The sequence below is a fragment of the Streptomyces tagetis genome, from assembly GCF_018069565.1.
In the GTDB taxonomy this organism is placed as follows: Bacteria; Actinomycetota; Actinomycetes; order Streptomycetales; family Streptomycetaceae; genus Streptomyces; species Streptomyces tagetis.
The window spans coordinates 187,752-203,457 of the sequence record NZ_JAGPNL010000007.1; the positions used below are offsets into that span (position 1 = coordinate 187,752).

16 protein-coding genes are annotated in these 15,706 nt (G+C 73.5%); 9 read left to right on the forward strand and 7 right to left on the reverse strand.

Going from position 1 to position 15,706, the window contains the following annotated elements:
• The first annotated feature begins 159 nt into the window (after nucleotides 1–159).
• Nucleotides 160–336: a hypothetical protein gene (locus tag J5Y05_RS23450; protein ID WP_210875034.1), complete on the forward strand. Its 177-nt coding sequence runs from the start codon at nucleotides 160–162 to the stop codon at nucleotides 334–336.
• Nucleotides 337–388: 52 nt separating this feature from the next.
• Here J5Y05_RS23450 and mscL read toward each other — a convergent pair whose 3' ends face one another.
• From mscL to J5Y05_RS23480, 6 genes are all read right to left on the reverse strand, one after another.
• The gene (mscL, locus tag J5Y05_RS23455; RefSeq protein WP_210875035.1) at nucleotides 389–859 is read right to left on the reverse strand and encodes a large conductance mechanosensitive channel protein MscL; all 471 of its coding nucleotides are present in this window, start codon (nucleotides 857–859) and stop codon (nucleotides 389–391) included.
• Nucleotides 860–970: 111 nt separating this feature from the next.
• Complete coding sequence (locus J5Y05_RS23460) at nucleotides 971–1,588, reverse strand: hypothetical protein (RefSeq protein ID WP_307854057.1); 618 nt, start codon at nucleotides 1,586–1,588, stop codon at nucleotides 971–973.
• Between the two features lie 162 nt (nucleotides 1,589–1,750).
• Entirely contained in the window at nucleotides 1,751–2,593 is an 843-nt protein-coding gene (locus J5Y05_RS23465; protein WP_210875036.1) for an S-methyl-5'-thioadenosine phosphorylase, read from the reverse strand.
• A 120-nt stretch (nucleotides 2,594–2,713) separates the two neighbouring features.
• Entirely contained in the window at nucleotides 2,714–3,064 is a 351-nt protein-coding gene (locus J5Y05_RS23470) for an FmdB family zinc ribbon protein (protein ID WP_210875037.1), read from the reverse strand.
• Nucleotides 3,065–3,132: 68 nt separating this feature from the next.
• Nucleotides 3,133–4,443: an MFS transporter gene (locus J5Y05_RS23475; RefSeq protein WP_210875038.1), complete on the reverse strand. Its 1,311-nt coding sequence runs from the start codon at nucleotides 4,441–4,443 to the stop codon at nucleotides 3,133–3,135.
• A gap of 314 nt (nucleotides 4,444–4,757) precedes the next feature.
• Entirely contained in the window at nucleotides 4,758–6,440 is a 1,683-nt protein-coding gene (locus tag J5Y05_RS23480; RefSeq protein ID WP_210875039.1) for a potassium/proton antiporter, read from the reverse strand.
• A gap of 218 nt (nucleotides 6,441–6,658) precedes the next feature.
• On the opposite strand from J5Y05_RS23480, the gene J5Y05_RS23485 reads away from it, so the two are divergent.
• Nucleotides 6,659–9,463, forward strand: coding sequence for a penicillin acylase family protein (locus J5Y05_RS23485; protein WP_210875040.1), 2,805 nt, complete (start codon nucleotides 6,659–6,661; stop codon nucleotides 9,461–9,463).
• Nucleotides 9,464–9,547: 84 nt separating this feature from the next.
• On the opposite strand, the gene J5Y05_RS23490 is transcribed toward J5Y05_RS23485, so the two are convergent.
• Nucleotides 9,548–10,174 carry a 5-formyltetrahydrofolate cyclo-ligase gene (locus J5Y05_RS23490; protein WP_210875041.1) on the reverse strand — a complete coding sequence of 209 codons (627 nt, stop codon included), beginning with the start codon at nucleotides 10,172–10,174 and terminating at the stop codon, nucleotides 9,548–9,550.
• A 92-nt stretch (nucleotides 10,175–10,266) separates the two neighbouring features.
• Between J5Y05_RS23490 and galU the strand changes: the two genes are divergently transcribed.
• The 7 genes from galU to sepX all read left to right on the forward strand — a co-directional run bounded on the left by galU (nucleotide 10,267) and on the right by sepX (nucleotide 15,688).
• Complete coding sequence (gene galU / locus J5Y05_RS23495) at nucleotides 10,267–11,169, forward strand: UTP--glucose-1-phosphate uridylyltransferase GalU (RefSeq protein ID WP_210875042.1); 903 nt, start codon at nucleotides 10,267–10,269, stop codon at nucleotides 11,167–11,169.
• 5 nt (nucleotides 11,170–11,174) lie between these two features.
• Nucleotides 11,175–12,530: a molybdotransferase-like divisome protein Glp gene (glp, locus tag J5Y05_RS23500; protein ID WP_210875043.1), complete on the forward strand. Its 1,356-nt coding sequence runs from the start codon at nucleotides 11,175–11,177 to the stop codon at nucleotides 12,528–12,530.
• 85 nt (nucleotides 12,531–12,615) lie between these two features.
• The gene (gene moaC, locus J5Y05_RS23505) at nucleotides 12,616–13,125 is read left to right on the forward strand and encodes a cyclic pyranopterin monophosphate synthase MoaC (RefSeq protein ID WP_210875044.1); all 510 of its coding nucleotides are present in this window, start codon (nucleotides 12,616–12,618) and stop codon (nucleotides 13,123–13,125) included.
• The gene (locus J5Y05_RS23510; RefSeq protein WP_210875045.1) at nucleotides 13,122–13,625 is read left to right on the forward strand and encodes a MogA/MoaB family molybdenum cofactor biosynthesis protein; all 504 of its coding nucleotides are present in this window, start codon (nucleotides 13,122–13,124) and stop codon (nucleotides 13,623–13,625) included. The genes moaC and J5Y05_RS23510 overlap by 4 nt, the downstream gene beginning before the upstream one ends.
• Nucleotides 13,622–14,296, forward strand: a complete 675-nt coding sequence (locus J5Y05_RS23515; protein WP_210875213.1) for a GNAT family N-acetyltransferase — start codon at nucleotides 13,622–13,624, stop codon at nucleotides 14,294–14,296. The genes J5Y05_RS23510 and J5Y05_RS23515 overlap by 4 nt, the downstream gene beginning before the upstream one ends.
• Nucleotides 14,297–14,314: 18 nt before the next feature.
• The gene (locus J5Y05_RS23520) at nucleotides 14,315–14,461 is read left to right on the forward strand and encodes a hypothetical protein (RefSeq protein WP_210875046.1); all 147 of its coding nucleotides are present in this window, start codon (nucleotides 14,315–14,317) and stop codon (nucleotides 14,459–14,461) included.
• 3 nt (nucleotides 14,462–14,464) lie between these two features.
• Nucleotides 14,465–15,688: a divisome protein SepX/GlpR gene (gene sepX / locus J5Y05_RS23525; RefSeq protein WP_210875047.1), complete on the forward strand. Its 1,224-nt coding sequence runs from the start codon at nucleotides 14,465–14,467 to the stop codon at nucleotides 15,686–15,688.
• The last annotated feature ends 18 nt before the right edge of the window (nucleotides 15,689–15,706 follow it).

Here is a 15,706-nt window from a genome sequence, read left to right on the forward strand (position 1 = left end):
CGTGCTTGCGGACGGCGGGGCCGCGTCCACCACGGGGAGCAGCGTGGCGCCGTCCGGGGGCAGGCCCGCGCCGTTTGGCGGCGGCCTGCCGGGGTCCCCCGGCAGGGTGGCTCGTGCGGGGGCGTCGGATGGTGTGTGCGGGGGTCGTACTCTGGGGGTATGAGTAGCGTCTCCGCATCCGAGTCGAGTGGGCCCCGGCCCGGCCTGGTCTTCGATGACCCGCTGGACCAGCAGTCCTCGGACGACACCGACCGCGGGTGGGGCGAGCGGACCGAGGGCGGGGGCGCGGCCGACCTGAAGCGCTTCCTCGACGAGAAGCCGCCGCACCACCTCTGAGCCGGCCGGACCGGTGCCCGCCGTGGGCGGGCGGCCCGGCCGGCCGCCGGTGTCACTCCCGGTCGTGGCCCGAGCCGCGCTGCGCGATCAGCGCGTCGCGGATCTCCTTGAGGACCTCCAGCTCCGAGACCTCGATGACCTCCTGGGTGCCCTCCTTCGCCTTCCGGCGGGCCTCCTGGCGGGCCAGGTACTTGGACATGGGCAGGACCATCAGGAAGTAGACGACGGCCGCCGTGATCAGGAACGTCAGGGTGGCGCCGAGCACCGAACCCCAGAGGATCTGCACCCCGGTCGCCGTGTCGCCCGAGCCGGTGCACCGGCCCTTCAGGCACGAGCTGTAGCCGTCCAGGTTCTGCGTGCCGAACGCGCCGACCAGCGGGTTGATGATGCCTTTCACCACCGAGTTGACGATGTCGCTGAAGGCGGCGCCGATGACCACCGCGACCGCCAGATCGACGACGTTTCCGCGCATCAGGAAGGCTTTGAAGCCGTCCAGGATGTTCGGTTCCTTCTTCTCGCTCACCTCGGTAGCACTCCTCGCATGAACAGATCGGCGAACAAAACGATTCGCAACCTACGTCAGCCTTGGGCCGTCCTGTCCAATCGCACCCCTCGAAAGAGTGACTTGACAGCGTCAGCAAAGAATCACCGCCAACCGTGACAAGGTCCCCGCGCCGGCCAGCCGGTGGGCGGTGTCGCGGGGCACCGAGAGCACGACCAGCGCCCCGTCCCCGGCGACCGCCCCGGGCACCGGCTCCGGCACCTTCGCCACCCGCGCCCCGCGCGCGAGGACCGCGGTCCCCGTGCCCGTGCCGTCCGGACCGGCCGCGACCACGTCGACCCGGTCGCCGGGCCGGAGCAGCCGTACCGTGGCCGCATCGGCGATCCGTACCGGAGCCGTCACCAGCGCGCCGGGCGCTCCCTCCGGCACCCGGTCCGCCACCGGACGGGCCCGCGCCCGCGCCTCCTCGGGCGCCTGGGTGCCCGGCCGCGCGCCCGCCGCGACGAGCGACGCGGCGGTGACCGCGAGCCCGGCCGCCACCAGGCGCCGCCGGTGCCGCAGGAGCCGGCGTGGCCCGAGCAGTCCGCCGCGCACGCGCACCGGGGCGAAGGGCGGCACCTCGCCGGTGGGCGGTGTGTCCGTACCGGGCGGAGGGGGCGGGAGGGCGACGGCGGGGGCGCCGGTGCGGAAGGTGACCGGGACCTCCCGGGGGAGGGCGGCGGAAGGAGAGGTAGGAGACGTGGAAGACACGGTGAGCACCACCTGCGGTGAGATCGGCTGGTGTCCCCACGATGAGGCTTCGCGCCGCGCCCCGCCGGCGCCCGTGGACGACCGACGGATTGTGGATAACTCCCCCACCCGAACGGGGCGTTCCGCCCGGTCCAACGGCCCCGACGGCCGCCCCGCGCCCCGCTACGGCAAGGTGATCCCCGGGTCCATGCCGCCGAGGGCCCGCCCGCACGCGCAGTCCCGCTCGGCCTCCGCCGGCAGCGCGGCCACCGTGTCGAACAGGACGCCCCGCAGCCGGTCCACGTTGGCGGCGAAGACCCGCAGCACCTCGTCGTGCGAGACGCCGTCGCCGTTCTCCGCGCCCGCGTCGAGGTCGGTGACGAGGGTCAAGGACGTGTAGCACAGCTCCAGTTCACGGGCGAGGGCCGCTTCCGGGTGGCCGGTCATGCCCACCACCGACCAGCCCTGCGCCCGGTGCCACAGGGACTCGGCACGGGTGGAGAAGCGCGGCCCCTCGACCACCACGAGGGTGCCTCCGTCCACCGGCTCCCAGTCCCGCCCCCGGGCCGCCTTCAGCGCGGCCGTCCGGCCGGCGGGGCAGTACGGGTCGGCGAGCGAGACGTGCACCACGTTGGGCAACGTGCCGTCGGGCAGCGGCATGCCGTCGAAGTACGTCGAGGGCCGGGACTTGGTCCGGTCGGCGAACTGGTCGGGCACCAGCAGCGTGCCCGGACCGTACTCGGGACGCAGGCCGCCCACCGCGCAGGGGCCGAGCACCTGGCGGACGCCGACGGCGCGCAGGGCCCACAGGTTGGCCCGGTAGTTGATCCGGTGCGGCGGCAGATGGTGGCCGCGGCCGTGCCGGGGCAGGAAGGCGACCCGCCGGCCCGCGATCTCGCCGACGAACAGCGAGTCGCTGGGCGGCCCGTACGGCGTGTCCACCTCGACCTCGCTCACGTCGTCGAGGAACGAGTAGAAGCCGGAGCCGCCGATCACGCCGATCTCGGCACTCACCGTGTTCGCCATGCCCGCACCCTAACGGCCGACCCGGGCATCCGGGAATGCCCGCCGGGCACCCACCGGGAGCGCAAACACCGAGGTCCCCGTCGTCCGGTGACGACGGGGACCCGAGGAGAGCGGGCGGCTCTACGCGGCGGTCGTGCTCCCGCTGGAGCTGCTGGAGGACGACGACCCGGAGCCGGAGGAAGCACCGGAGGAGCCGGCGGACGAACCCGACGACGCCGAGGTGGACGACGACGAGGACGACGACGAGGACGACGCGGCGGGCGACTTCGCGGGGGTGGAGCTGCCCGAGGAGCCGCCGCGGCTGTCGTTGCGGTAGAAACCGGAGCCCTTGAAGACGATGCCGACCGCCGAGAACACCTTCTTCAGGCGCCCCTGGCAGCTCGGGCACTCGGTCAGGGCGTCGTCGGTGAACTTCTGCACCGCTTCGAGGCCCTCGCCGCAGGCGGTGCACTGGTACTGGTAGGTCGGCACTGTTGTTCCTCCTGGCACTCTCACTCGATGAGTGCTAACGACGCTCCATAGTGACGTATTCCGGGGGATCAGTCCACTGCGGCAGGCGCGCGGTGACCGACACCACGTGCGACGGTGCGCCCCCGCGAGGGCCCCGCCAGCCAGGACCGCAAGGTCAGCAGCACCGCCAGCGCGAGCAGCGTGCCGCCCGCCGGGACCAGGAACCCGGCGCCGTCCCAGAGGCGGTCCTCCAGTTGCCCGGCGACCGTGACGGCCGTCGCCTGCCCGAGCGCCACGGCCCCCGTGAGCCAGGTGAACGCCTCGGTGCGCGCCCCGGCCGGCACCAGGCTGTCGACCAGGGTGTACCCGGTGACCAGGGCGGGCGCGACGCAGACGCCGACCAGCAGTCCCAGCCCCGCCAGCACGGGCACCGAGTGGGCCGCCCACAGGCCCGAGGCGGTCAGCGCCAGGGCGGTGTAGCCGACGAGGAGGCGGTGGTGCGGGGCCGCCTTCCAGGCGAGCGCGCCGCAGACGAGGCCGGAGAGCATGTTGCCGGCGGCGAAGACGCCGTACAGGACGCCGTTCAGGCCGGGTTGGCCGATCGACTCGGTGAAGGCGGCGAGGGAGACCTGCATGCCGCCGAAGACGGCGCCGATGCCGAGGAAGGCGGCGATCAGCACGCGCACACCGGGCACCCGCAGGGCGGAGGCGTGCGGCACGCGCGTGGAGCCGTCCCCGGTGCGGCCGGGGGCCGGCTGGGTGCTGCGGCTGGCGGCGAACAGCAGGCCGCCCACGAGGGTCAGCCCGGCCTCCGCGACCAGGCCGGCGGCCGGGGTCACGCCGGTGCACAGCGCGGTCGCCAGCAGCGGGCCGAGGACGAAGGTCAGCTCGTCGGTGACCGATTCGAAGGCCGCCGCGGTGCTCATCAGCGGCGAGCCCTTGAGCTTCGCGCCCCAGCGGGCACGCACCATGGGCCCGATCTGCGGCACCGAGGCGCCGGTCGGGACGGCCGCCGCGAACAGGGCCCACAGGGGCGCGTGCGCGAGGGCGAGGGCTGTCAGGCCGAGTCCGGCCACGGTGTGCACGAGGACGCCGGGGACCAGGACGGCGCGCTGCCCGTACCGGTCGGCGAGCCGTCCGACGTAGGGCGCGCAGAGCGCCATGGAGACGCCGGTGGTGGCGGCGACGGCGCCCGCGACGCCGTAGGAGCCGGTGGTGTGCTGGACGAGGAGCACGATGGAGATCGTCAGCATGGCGAAGGGCTGACGGGCGGCGAAGCCCGGGAGCAGGAAGGTCCACGCCCCGCGCGTGCGCAGGAGCCGGCCGTAGCCGGGACGGGCGGGTGGTGTGCCCGGGGTGCCTTCCGATGGGTTCTTCGACGGGGTGACCGCGGCTGCCACGGTCCGTGCCTTTCCGCCGCCTGGTAGCGCGGTCCCCGTCGTGGCGGCCACCGGGGAGCGCCGAGAGCTGTCCTCTTGCGCGGACTGCGGTAGATACCGGAGCCCGGTGCGGAAGGGGGCGTTCCGGCCGCCATACGGTCGCGCCAGCTCTGCGTCAGGCAGAGTTGGTTCGATCTGGTGCCGCCTTTATCGTACAGGGGAAGGGCCGGCCGGCACCTGTGAAAGCGAGCACGCGCGCTCCGCCGACCCCCGCTCCCGCAAGCCAAGCACCGTGACCCGGCGGGCGGCCCGGCGGCCCCGCCGGCACCCGTCCCTCACCCCACGGGCCCGCCCGCCCGCCGACGCGCCTTGCTCGTCCCACCGGCACCTCCGACACCTCCTGCGCCACCAGCACCACCGGCACCACCGCCCCTGCCACCCGGGCCGCCGGCCCCGCCGGAGCCGCCGGCCCCGTTCGTCCCCAGCCACCCGGCGAGCTTGCCGCCGCGGCCGACCGCGCGCAGCCGCGCCTCCGCGGCGTCGCGGACCGGGTCGGTGGCGACCACGAGGAGTTCGTCCCCGCGCCGCAGCCCCGTCGTCGGCAGCGGCACGAAGGAGGTGCCGTCGCGGACCACGAGGGTGACGGCGGACCCGGCCGGCAGCCGCAGTTCGCTGATCTCCACGCCGTGCATGCGGGAGCCCTCGGGGACCGTGACGGAGAGCAGGTGCCCGCGGAGCCGTTCCAGGGGCGCGGACTCGACGCCGAGGTCGGCGGTCTCCTCGCCTTTGCCGAGGCCCAGCAGACGGGCGAGCCAGGGCAGGGTCGGGCCCTGGACCAGGGTGTAGACGACGACCAGCACGAAGACGATGTTGAAGATCCGGCGGCTGCCCCCGACGTGTTCCACCATCGGGATGGTCGCCAGGATGATGGGCACCGCGCCGCGCAGCCCCGCCCACGACATGAGGGCCTGCTCCTGCCACGGCACCCGGAACGGCGTCTGGCACAGCACCACGCTCAGCGGACGGGCCACCATGGTCAGCACCAGCCCGATGATCAGGGCGGGGAGGATGTCGTCGCCCAGCTCGTGCGGCGTGACCAGTAGGCCCAGCAGCACGAACATGCCGATCTGCGCTATCCAGCCGAGGCCGTCGGCGAAGCCGCGGGTGGCGGGCCAGTGCGGCAGGCGCGCGTTGCCCATGACCATGGCGGCCAGGTAGACGGCGAGGAAGCCGCTGCCGTGGGCCATGGCGCCGGTCGCGTAGGCGGCGACGGCGATGGCCATCACGGCGATGGGGTACAGGCCGGAGGCGGGCAGGGCCACGTGCCGCAGCCCCCAGGAGCCCAGCCAGCCCACCGCGAGCCCGATGGCCGCGCCGATGGCCAGCTCCAGCGCTATCTCGCCCAGCAGCACGTACCAGTGCTCGATCGGCCCGGCCATGGAGAAGGAGACGACGAGGATGACGACCGGGGCGTCGTTGAAGCCGGACTCGGCCTCCAGGGTGCCCGTCACGCGCGCGGGCAGGGGGATTCTCCGCAGCACCGAGAAGACGGCCGCGGCGTCCGTGGAGGAGACCACCGCACCGATGATCAGTGCCTGGCGCCATTCCAGCCCCGTCAGGTAGTGGGCGCCGGCCGCGGTCACGCCGACGCTCACCGCGACGCCCACCAGGGCCAGCGCGGAGGCGGCCGGGAGTATCGGCCGGATCTCTTTCCACTTGGTGCCGAGGCCGCCCTCGGCCAGGATCACCACGAGGGCCGCGTACCCGATGACCTGGACCAGCTCGGGCCGGTCGAACCGGATGTGGCCTAGGCCGTCCTGGCCCATGGCGATGCCGATGGCCAGGTAGATGAGCAGGCTGGGAAGCCCGCTGCGCGAGGAGATCCGCACCGCCGCGACGGCGACGAGCAGGACCAGCGAGCAGACGAGCAGAAGCTGGTTGAGGTCGTGGACAGTCAGCGGCCGAATCCTTCCCTGGTGCACAGTGCCCGTACGACGGCGGGCCTGAGGCACGTACATGGCACACGAAGCCGAGGGACCCCGCGGACGACTACTTCGTTACCTTACCTAACTCTTGACGCTTTCTTGACGCGAGGGTTGGCATGATCGAACGCCCGTGCGTGCCGGTACCCGACTCCGCGTCAAGGGGGAGCACGCCCTGCGCCTACAGTTGCTCCAGCGCTCAGTACGAAGCACAGCCCGCCCCTGCCGCTCGTGTTAGGACAGCAAGGACAGCGATGCCCCCCAACACCACCGCCACCACGGGCCAGCAGCCCGTCAAGTCCGGCAGGAAGAAGGGGCGCAAAGCGCGCCTGCTCGTCCTGGTCCTGGTCCTGGCCCTCATCGGCGGCCTCGCCTACGGGGCGTACTGGTCCGTCGGCACCGTGCGGGCGTCCTTCCCGCAGACCACGGGCTCGCTCACGCTGGAGGGGCTGTCGGGGCCGGTCGACGTGAAGCGCGACGGGTACGGCGTCCCGCAGATCTACGCGTCCTCCGAGGAGGACCTGTTCATGGCGCAGGGGTACGTCCAGGCGCAGGACCGGTTCTACGAGATGGACGTGCGCCGCCACCTGACCGCCGGGCGCCTGTCGGAGATGTTCGGCAAGGGCCAGGTCAAGAACGACGCCTTCCTGCGCACCCTGGGCTGGCACCGGGTGGCGAAGAAGGAGTACGACGAGACGCTGTCGGACTCCACGAAGAAGTACCTCCAGGCGTACGCGAAGGGCGTCAACGCCTACCTCGCGGGCAAGGACGGCGCGGACATCTCCCTGGAGTACGCGGCGCTCGGCTTCACCAACGACTACACGCCGCAGACCTGGACGCCGGTCGACTCGATCGCCTGGCTGAAGGCGATGGCCTGGGACCTGCGCGGCAACATGCAGGACGAGATCGACCGCGCCCTGATGACCAGCCGCCTCGGCCCGAAGCAGATCGCCGACCTGTACCCGGCGTACCCGTTCGGCCGGAACAAGGCGATCGTCCAGGAGGGCGGCTACGACGAGCTGACCGGGACGTACGACGGCGGCGCGAGCGGTACCGGTACCGGTACGGGTACGGGGACAGGCACAGGCACGGGCACCGGTCTCCCGGCCGGCACGGGCACCGGCACCGGCACCGGTCTCCCGGCCGGCGCGGCGGGCGCCCTGGAGAGCCAACTGGCCGGGCTCCAGGAGGTCCTGTCCGGACTGCCCACCGCCGTCGGCGTGAACGGCGACGGCATCGGCTCCAACTCCTGGGTCGTCTCCGGCGACCACACCATCACCGGCAAGCCGCTGCTCGCCAACGACCCGCACCTCTCGCCGGCGCTGCCGTCCGTCTGGTACCAGATGGGCCTGCACTGCCGCGAGGTCTCCGCCAAGTGCCAGTACGACGTGTCGGGTTACACCTTCGCGGGCATGCCCGGCGTGGTCATCGGCCACAACGGCGACATCGCCTGGGGCCTGACCAACTCCGGCGCCGACGTCACCGACCTCTACCTGGAGAAGATCACCGGCGAGGGGTACCAGTACGACGGCAAGGTGGTGCCCTTCACGACCCGCGAGGAGACCATCAAGGTCGCCGGCGGCCCCGCCAAGAAGATCGTCGTCCGCGAGACCGGCAACGGCCCGCTGCTCTCCGACCGCGACGCCGAACTGGTCAAGGTCGGCAAGAAGGCCACCGTCGACACCCTCGCCCCCGACCGCGGCGACGGCTACGGCATCTCCCTGCGCTGGACCGCGCTGGAGGCCGGCACCACCATGGACGCCGTCTTCGCCATCGACCGCGCCAAGAACTGGAACGACTTCCGCGAGGCCGCCGCGCTCTTCGACGTGCCCTCGCAGAACCTCGTCTACGCCGACACCGAGGGCCACATCGGCTACACCCTGCCCGGCAAGGTCCCGGTGCGCGCCGAGGGCCACGACGGCTCGCTGCCCGTCCCCGGCTGGGACCCCAAGTACCGCTGGACCGGCGAGTACCTCGACGCGGACGAGATGCCGTACGAGTACGACCCCGACCGCGGCTACATCGTCACCGCCAACCAGGCCGTCATCGGCCCCGACGCCTACCCCCACACCCTCACCACGGACTGGGGCTACGGCACCCGCAGCCAGCGCATCAACTCCCTGATCGAGCAGAAGATCAAGGACGGCGGCAAGATCTCCACCGACGACATGCGCCAGATGCAGATCGACAACAGCAGTGAGATCGCCAAGCTGCTCGTGCCGCAGTTGCTGAAGATCGACGTCGAGGACAAGGACGTCCGCCAGGCGCAGCGCCTGCTGGAGGGCTGGGACTACACCCAGGAGGCCGACTCGGCCGCCGCCGCCTACTTCAACTCCGTGTGGCGCAACATCCTCAAGCTGGCCTTCGGCAACAAGCTCCCCAAGGAGCTGCGGGTCAAGGGCCAGTGCCTGTGGGTCGACCCGGTCAACACCACCGGCCCCGCCGACCCCACCAACAAGGTCCGCGAGTGCGGCCAGCGCGACGCCGACCAGGCCCAGCCGGACGGCGGCGACCGCTGGTTCGAGGTGGTCCGCACGCTCATGGACGACCCGAAGAGCGAGTGGTGGTCCACGCCGGTCTCCGGCACCCGCGAGGCCGCCGACAACCGGGACGACCTGTTCAAGCGGGCCATGGTCGACGCCCGCTGGGAGCTGACCGCCAAGCTCGGCAAGGACATCGACACCTGGAACTGGGGCCGGCTGCACCGCCTGTTCCTCAAGAACCAGACCCTGGGCACCGAGGGCCCCGGCTTCCTGAAGTACGCCCTCAACCGCGGCCCGTGGAAGCTCAGCGGCGGCGAGGCCGCGGTCAACGCCACCGGCTGGAACGCGGCCGGCGGCTACGGGGTCGTATGGGTGCCGTCCATGCGGATGGTGGTCAACCTCGGCGACCTCGACAAGTCCCGCTGGATCAACCTCACCGGCGCCTCCGGCCACGCCTTCAGCGCCCACTACACCGACCAGACCGGCAAGTGGGCCGACGGCAAGCTGCTCCCCTGGTCCTTCTCGAAGGACGCGGTCGACAAGAGCACCGGCGACACGCTGGTCCTCAAGCCCTGAGCGACGGCGACACGCCGGCCGGCCCCCCGGGGGCGGCCACAGAGCGGTACGGGAAGGGCCTCCACGCGCGTGGAGGCCCTTCTCTCATTCCCGGGACATCGGGAACCGCCGGATTCCCGACGGCGTCACCACCGCGTCCACCGGCCGGTCGTGCGGCTCCGCCGGGACCCGCTCGACGACCTCCGCGTCGTAGAGCAGCACCAGCAGCGCCGGGCGGGCCCCCGCCCGCTCCAGCCGGGCCAGCACCCGGTCGTAGGAGCCGCCCCCGCGCCCCAGCCGCATCCCGCGCCCGTCGACCGCCACCCCCGGCAGCAGCACCGCGTCCGCGGCCGTCACCGCCTCCGGCCCCAGCTTCTCCCCGGACGGTTCGCACAGCTCCATCCGCCCGCCGTGCCGCACCCGCGTCAGCGAGCCGGGCCCCGTGTAGGCGCCCCAGTCCAGGTCGTTGTCGGCGAGCAGCACCGGCAGCAGCACCCGCACCCCCCGGGCGCGCAGCGCGTCCAGCAGCGCGAGCGTGCCCGGTTCGGCGCCCACCGAGACGTACGCCGCCACCGAACGCGCCCCCGCCAGCTCCGGCAGCGTGAGGGCACGGGCCGCCAGCTCCCCGGCCGCGGCCTCCACCTCGCCCGGTTCCAGCGCCTCCCGCGCGGCGAGCAACGCCCGTCGCAGCGCCCGCTTCCCGGACCCGTCCGCACCCCTCGTACCGCTCACGGCTCGCTCCCGTACCGTTGTCGTGACCCTGTCCCGGACCGGTGTCCCGGACCCGGGAAGGGCCCCGGAATTCACCGGATAGGGTGGCGGGCATGACTCAGTCCCACCCCAGGATCAGCAAGGCTGTCATCCCCGCAGCGGGCCTCGGAACCCGGTTCCTCCCGGCCACCAAGGCGACTCCCAAGGAGATGCTGCCGGTCGTCGACAAGCCGGCGATCCAGTATGTGGTCGAAGAGGCCGTGTCCGCGGGTCTCGGAGACGTCCTCATGGTCACGGGCCGCAACAAGCGCCCCCTGGAGGACCACTTCGACCGCAACTACGAACTCGAGTCGGCCCTCCAGAAGAAGGGCGACGCCGGCCGGCTGGCCAAGGTCCAGGAGTCCAGCGACCTGGCGATGATCCACTACGTCCGCCAGGGCGACCCCAAGGGCCTCGGCCACGCCGTGCTCTGCGCCGCCCCGCACGTCGGCGACGAGCCCTTCGCCGTCCTGCTCGGCGACGACCTGATCGACCCGCGCGACCCCCTGCTCCAGCGCATGATCGACGTCCAGGCGCAGTACGGCGGCAGCGTCGTCGCCCTCATGGAGGTCGAGCCCGAGCAGATCCACCTCTACGGCTGCGCCGCCGTCGAGGCCACCGGCGACTCGGACGTGGTCAAGGTCTCCGGGCTCGTCGAGAAGCCCGACCCGGCCGAGGCCCCCTCCAACTACGCCATCATCGGCCGCTATGTCCTCGACCCGGGCATCTTCGGCATACTCCGCACCACCGAGCCGGGCCGCGGCGGCGAGATCCAGCTCACCGACGCCCTCCAGCAGCTCGCGGCCGACGAGAAGGTCGCCGGCCCGGTGCACGGCGTCGTCTTCAAGGGCCGCCGCTACGACACCGGCGACCGCGGCGACTACCTGCGTGCCATCGTCCGCCTCGCATGCGAACGTGAGGACCTGGGCCCGGACTTCCGGACCTGGCTCCGCAGTTACGTAGCCGAGGAGATGTAAGGACGTTGAGCAGCGCCGAGCACCGTGCCGCCGGCCACGACCGCGGGGGCCCGGACCACACCCCGGGCGCCGGCGGACTGTGGACGGTGGAGGACCACCTGGACGACATCCTCTCCACCGTCCGCCCCCTGGAGCCCATCGAGCTGAACCTGCTCGACGCCCAGGGGTGCGTCCTGGTCGACGACGTCACGGTGCCGGTCTCCCTGCCCCCCTTCGACAACAGCTCCATGGACGGGTACGCCGTCCGCGTCGCCGACGTGGCGGGCGCGAGCGAGGAGTACCCGGCCGCCCTGGAGGTCGTCGGGGACGTCGCCGCCGGGGCCGCCGAGGAACTGCGGGTCGGCCCCGGCCAGGCCGCGCGCATCATGACCGGCGCCCCGCTGCCGCCCGGCGCCGAGACCGTCGTCCCGGTCGAGTGGACCGACGGGGGCCTCGGCGGGGGCCCCGTCGACGGCATGCGCGCCCGCAGCCTGGCCCCCGAGGGCGCCGAGGGCCAGGTCCTCGTCCACCGCCCGGCCGGACCCGGTGCCCATGTGCGCTCGGCGGGCGACGACGTGCGGGCCGGCGACCTCGCCCTGGAGGCCGGCACGGTGCTCGGCCCGCCGCAGATCTCGCTGCTCGCCGCCATCGGCCGCGGCCGGGTCCGGGTGCACCCGCGCCCGCGAGTCGTGGTGCTCTCCACCGGCAGCGAACTCGTCCAGCCCGACGAGGAACTGGCCCACGGCCAGATCTACGACTCCAACAGCTTCGCCCTCACCGCGGCGGCCCGCGACGCCGGCGCCATCGCCTACCGCGTCGGCGCCGTCGCCGACGACGCCGACACCCTGCGCTCCACCATCGAGGACCAGTTGGTCCGCGCCGACCTGCTGGTCACCACCGGAGGGGTCAGCGTCGGCGCGTACGACGTGGTCAAGGAGGCCCTCGCCCACGTCGGGGACGAGGACGAGCCCGGCGGCGGCGTGGACTTCCGCAAGCTCGCCATGCAGCCCGGCAAGCCCCAGGGCTTCGGCTCCGTCGGCCCCGACCACACCCCGCTGCTGGCCCTGCCCGGCAACCCGGTCTCCTCGTACGTCTCCTTCGAGCTCTTCGTCCGCCCCGCCATCCGTACCCTGATGGGCCTGCCGGACGTGCACCGGCCGCGGACCACCGCCACGCTGGCCGCGGAGAAGGCGCTGACCTCGCCCCGGGGCCGGCGCCAGTTCCTCCGCGCGACCTGCGCCGACGGCACGGCCACCCCGGTCGGCGGCGCCGGCTCCCACCTGGTGGCCGCCCTCGCGCGGGCCGACGCGCTGATCGTCGTCCCCGAGGACGTCGAGGCCGTCGAGCCCGGCGCCGAGGTCGAGGTGGTCCTGCTCCGCTGACCACCCCCGGTTGGCGGTACCGTGTCGCGCACAGCAGGCCCGCGCGCACCGCGCCGCCGGGCCCCGACCGGGAGCGCCACAGAGCATGAGCACGCACGACCCCCAGGCGCCGGACACGCGCCCACAGGACCGACTGACGCACATCGACGCCGCCGGCGCCGCGCGCATGGTCGACGTCTCCGGCAAGGACGTCACCGCGCGCACCGCCCGCGCGAGCGGACGCGTCCTCGTCGCGCCCCGCGTCGTCGAGCTGCTGCGCGGAGAGGGCGTCCCCAAGGGCGACGCCCTGGCCACCGCCCGGATCGCGGGCATCATGGGCGCCAAGCGCACCCCGGACCTCGTCCCGCTCTGCCACCCCCTGGCCCTCTCCGGTGTGACACTGGACCTGTCGGTCGCGGACGACGCGGTGGAGATCACCGCCACGGTGCGCACCACAGACCGCACGGGCGTCGAGATGGAGGCGCTCACCGCGGTCTCCGTCGCCGCGCTCACCGTGATCGACATGGTCAAGGCGGTCGACAAGGGGGCGGTCATCACGGACGTGCGGGTGGAGGAGAAGACCGGCGGGGCCTCGGGCGACTGGAGCCGGTCATGAGCTACCGCGCCCTGGTGGTCACCGCGTCCGACCGGGCGGCGGCCGGGGTCTACGAGGACCGCGGCGGCCCGCTGGTCGCCGCGCGGCTGTCCGGGCTCGGCTTCACCGTCGACGGCCCCCGGGTCGTCCCCGACGGCGAGCCGGTGCGCGAGGCGCTGCGCGAGGGCGCCGCCGCCGGGTACGACGTGATCGTCACCACCGGCGGCACCGGCCTGTCCCCGTCCGACCGCACGCCGGAGGCGACCCGGGCGGTGATCGACCACGAGGTGCCGGGCATCGCCGAGGCCATCCGCGCCCACGGGCGCGAGAAGGTGCCGACGGCGGTGCTCTCCCGGGGAGTGGCCGGGGTGGCGGGCCGGACGCTCATCGTGAACCTGCCGGGTTCCACCGGCGGGGTGAAGGACGGCCTCGCCGTGCTGGAGCCCGTGCTGACACACGCGGTGGACCAGTTGCGCGGCGGTGACCACCCGGACTCGGGCAGCGCCGGGGGTGCGAGCTGAACGGCCCCTCCTGGCCCGCGGAGCTGAGGGACGGCGACGTCGTCCTCCGGCCGATACGGCTGCGTGACCAGCGGGCCTGGCGCGAGGTCAACCGGCGCAACCGGGACTGGCTGCGGCCCTGGGAGGCGACCATCCCGCCGCCCGGCCCGGCCGGCCCCATCGTCCACCGGCCGACCTACCGGCAGATGGTGCGGCACCTGCGCTCGGAGGCGAACGCGGGCCGGATGCTGCCCTTCGTCATCGAGTACCGGGGGCGGCTGGCCGGGCAGCTCACGGTGGCCGGGATCACCTGGGGCTCGATGTGCTCCGGTCACGTCGGGTACTGGGTGGACGAGGCGGTCGCCGGGCGCGGGGTGATGCCGACCGCGGTGGCGCTGGTGGTCGACCACTGTTTCCGCACCGTCGGACTGCACCGGGTCGAGGTCTGCATCCGCCCGGAGAACCGGCCCAGCCGCCGGGTCGTGGAGAAGCTCGGATTCCGCGAGGAGGGGCTGCGACCGCGCTATCTCCACATCGACGGGGCCTGGCGCGACCATCTCGTGTACGCCCTCACCGCCGAGGAGGTGCCCGACGGTCTGGTGCGCCGGCGGCGGGCGGGCGGCCGGGACGACGCCCCGCACCTGCCGAACTCGCCGGGGAATGCCGCACACCCGGGCCCCGGAATGGAATAGGTGTTCGAAATTGACTCCATGCTGATCATCCCGAAGTGGGAAATTCACGGCATTGCCGGTCGGCTGATCGCATCGGTCACAAAAAAAGTTCGAAATATCAGCCAGATCGTGCGACACACCGGCTCAATTGGCGGATGGCCTCAGGTAAACCCCTCTACCGTGTGAGGCGTGAGCAGCAGCGGCCTCATCTACGCAGTCATCGTCGGGGCCTGGGCCGCCTACTTGGTGCCGATGTGGCTCCGTAGGCAGGACGAGCTGAACGAGGCCCGTCCGACGGAACGCTTCAGCACCGCCATCCGGCTGCTGTCCGGACGGGCGGGCATGGAGCGCCGGTACGCCAAGGACCGGGCGCGCTCCGCCGACGAGGCGGAGCCCCCCGCACCGGCTTCCGACGCGCCCGCCCCGGACGCCGGGGCCGGCGCGGTGGACGTCCGGGAGTTCGCCGTGTCCCGGACCCTCCGCCGCGACCGGCCCGGCGCCCCGGCGCCCGCCCCGGAACGGCCCGAGCCGGCCGAGGCGGAACCCGCCCCCGTACGGACCGGCCGTCCCGAGCCCGGCCCGGCACCGGCCCGCCGCCGCGCGCAGCCCGCGGCGCCCTCGGCGCACTCGGCCGCCGAGGTCGCACGCGCCCGGCGCTCGAAGGTGCTCGCACGCCGTCGGCGCACCACTGTGGTGCTCTTCCTCGCCTTCACCGCCGGCTCGGTCGTCGCGGCCGTGGGCGGACTCGCCTTCCTGTGGGCGCCCGGCGTGCCCGCGGTACTGCTCAGCGCGTACATCGTCTACCTGCGCACCCAGGAGCGCCGCCGGTTCGCCTTCCAGATGGACCGCCGGCAGGCCGAGGTCGCCGCGCAGCGGCTGCGCGAACGCGGAGCTCGCCGCCGCACCCCCCTCGACCCGATGGCCTCCGCCGACGCCGCCGAGCCGGACGATCAGCCCGAGGCGGAATCCGACCCCGGCCTCTCCGCCCTCGCCGCCGACCGGCGGGCCCTGGTGGAGCAGACCGACCACGCCGAGTGGGTCGACCAGCAGCGCGAACGGCAGCGGCGTCCCGGCCAGGGCGGCGACAGTTGGGACCCCGTCCCGGTGCCCCTGCCCACCTACGTGACCGCGCCGGTCGCCCCCCGTGCCACGCCCGACGTGGACCTCGCCGGGCCGGACGCCTGGAGCTCGGCCCGCTCCAGCGCCGTACCGCCGGAGCAACGGGACGCGGGCGCGGGCGCCGGGCTCGCCGCGGAGGCCGACCGTCCCGCCTCCGCCGAGGACCGCCCGGAGGACCCCGGCCGCAGCGGTGCCCGCCGCGCCGCCTCCGCCCGCCGCTCCCGCGAGCGCGGCCGGACCCCCCTCTTCGACCAGTACGAGGACGGCGACCGGCCCCGCGCGGCCAACGAGTAGCCCCCGGGGAAGTGATTT